The organism is Nostoc sp., assembly GCF_035638895.1.
Lineage (GTDB): Bacteria > Cyanobacteriota > Cyanobacteriia > Cyanobacteriales > Nostocaceae > Nostoc.
Genome location: NZ_DASQZC010000630.1, coordinates 1 through 2,008, shown reverse-complemented (window position 1 = coordinate 2,008; position 2,008 = coordinate 1). Strand labels below are relative to the sequence as shown.

Annotated in this window: 1 protein-coding gene and 1 pseudogene; both read right to left on the bottom strand. The window is 38.1% G+C overall.

Annotated elements, in window-relative coordinates; translation table 11 throughout:
• Positions 1–329: pseudogene (locus tag VE944_RS30465) on the bottom strand (calcium-binding protein); the annotation flags it as partial.
• A gap of 195 nt (positions 330–524) precedes the next feature.
• Positions 525–959 (bottom strand): hypothetical protein, encoded by a 435-nt coding sequence (locus tag VE944_RS30460; RefSeq protein ID WP_324986389.1) that lies wholly within the window; start codon positions 957–959, stop codon positions 525–527.
• Positions 960–2,008: the final 1,049 nt, after the last annotated feature.

Below are 2,008 nucleotides of genomic sequence, written 5' to 3'. Positions count from 1 at the left end.
TTGCCAGACAAGTTGTCATTCCCATCTCCCCCATTCAGTAGGGAATTACCACTAATACCTGTAAATATCTTGTCATTACCACCTCCCCCGGTCAAAGTATCGTTACCACCAAGACCAAAAATTGTGTAACTCTTAGTATTAATGTTTCCTTGTGGGACATTTAATAGATCGTTGCCGCTAGTTCCTTGTAAAAAACTACTCCCACCTCCAGATGTATTGTTATTACGGTCTCTCCCGGTCAAGATATCATTACTACGACTAAAAAGATTTGCGACTTTATCAGCATTATTATTGCTATTGTTGCTGTCATTTATTTCTAGAGTTGCCATATTTTTTACCTCGCAAATTCTTGAAGTTGCCAATGTGTAGTGGGTAATCATCCTAAGAGGATGTTTTAAAAGTATTTTGCTAGGACTTTTAAAACACCCTCTTAGCTATTTTTGAGCGTTAGGTTCATTGCTAATTTATTGTTTTCCCCAAAAATATTTGTAAAAACTGCCCTAAAAATAGGCTAAATTAGTCCTTCACATGAAACTATCATCTATCGAATTAAAGCCTATAAATCCGAAATTGCTTAACAGGTTATTATTTGCTTGTATCCCAATCGCATCACCTAAAGATGGATTCAAATCAGTGATGACATTAACACGCTCAGAAGCAGAATTTGTTGCTGTACCTAGAAATAAACTGGGATTAGTACCTCTGCTAGGTGTATCAGTGTCTAAGTTGCTAACGAAAGTACCGTTATCTTGACCTCCTAATAGCAAATCGTTCGTGTTATCTCCAGTGTAGGAATTCGTGGCTAGCACGGTACTTCTATTGGATGTTGCTCCGGGTACGAAAACTTCTTCACTGGTGTTAATTGTGAAACCTGTAGGGGAACCAATCGTAAGGTTTATGCTACTGCCAGCACCACTCGTATTGACGTATGACAGACCTGTTAAAAAAATACTGCTCATTAGATTTCCTCTTGATCTTGCTACATATACAATACTGACTTGACCAGAGAGGAGAGGAGCAAGGAGCAGGGGAAAAGATGGTGTAATGTCCCTACCAAGAGGGTTTCAGAGCAAATAAATTTATTGATGCTTAATGTTAAATATTTATTTCAAGATGCATTACGACAGGAAATAATATGTCCAAGTTTCAGCAGACATAAATTTATTTATGGCGTTCTCCCCTAAGCTTTGTGGCCCCTGCCCCTTTTCCTCTTCTTTAACAGATAGTTATGATACTAAAGCTCAAGTCTCAGTAAACTACAAACTGAAAACGAATGTAATAATAGGGGTTTGTGCCCTTGTAAATCAGCAAGCAAACACCGTTAGTAATAGAGGGATAAGTTTGACGGTATGGGTAACGCTTACCGCTTGAAGGTAACTAGGGGTATCGTGTCTTATGCTGAAGTTAACGTTGTTTTGTGAGTTTTGTGATATCCGTGGCTTTAGCTGAAATGTCCAGATGGTAAGACTTCTAAAAATGTTTTGGTTTACTGAGTATGGTACTTGTTTAGATGCTGAACTTTGGAGACGCTACCCTAGCATTACTCGACTTGACAAGAGACTTCCTACATTAACAAACAGATATTACTTTGCATAAAGAGGTAAGTCTTGCAACTGTCTAATTAACTGTGTTAACATTGAATCGAATTTAGAAAATTGCTGAAAACTATAAACCTAGATAGTTTTCAGCAATCTTTGAACATCCAACAGTAGGTTGAGTAGAGTAAAGATAACCCAACAAAACAATTGCTATGGAGTGTTGGTTTTCATACTCGCTCTAACCTGCTTTTGTTTTTAGGCTTAAGCTTAACTAATCCAGTTGGATCAAGTCTTATTTAACGGTAGCAGCAATAGCGTTAACGAAAGTCTCAGAGCGATCGTCTTCGACTTGAACACCACCAATAACGCTGCTGAAGGTTCTGTTTCCAGTAGCATCAGCACTAACAACTAATTCAGCAGTGTTGCCTTGGATACCATTCAAGTTAGTGGTAATTGTCTTGGTAAAGCTT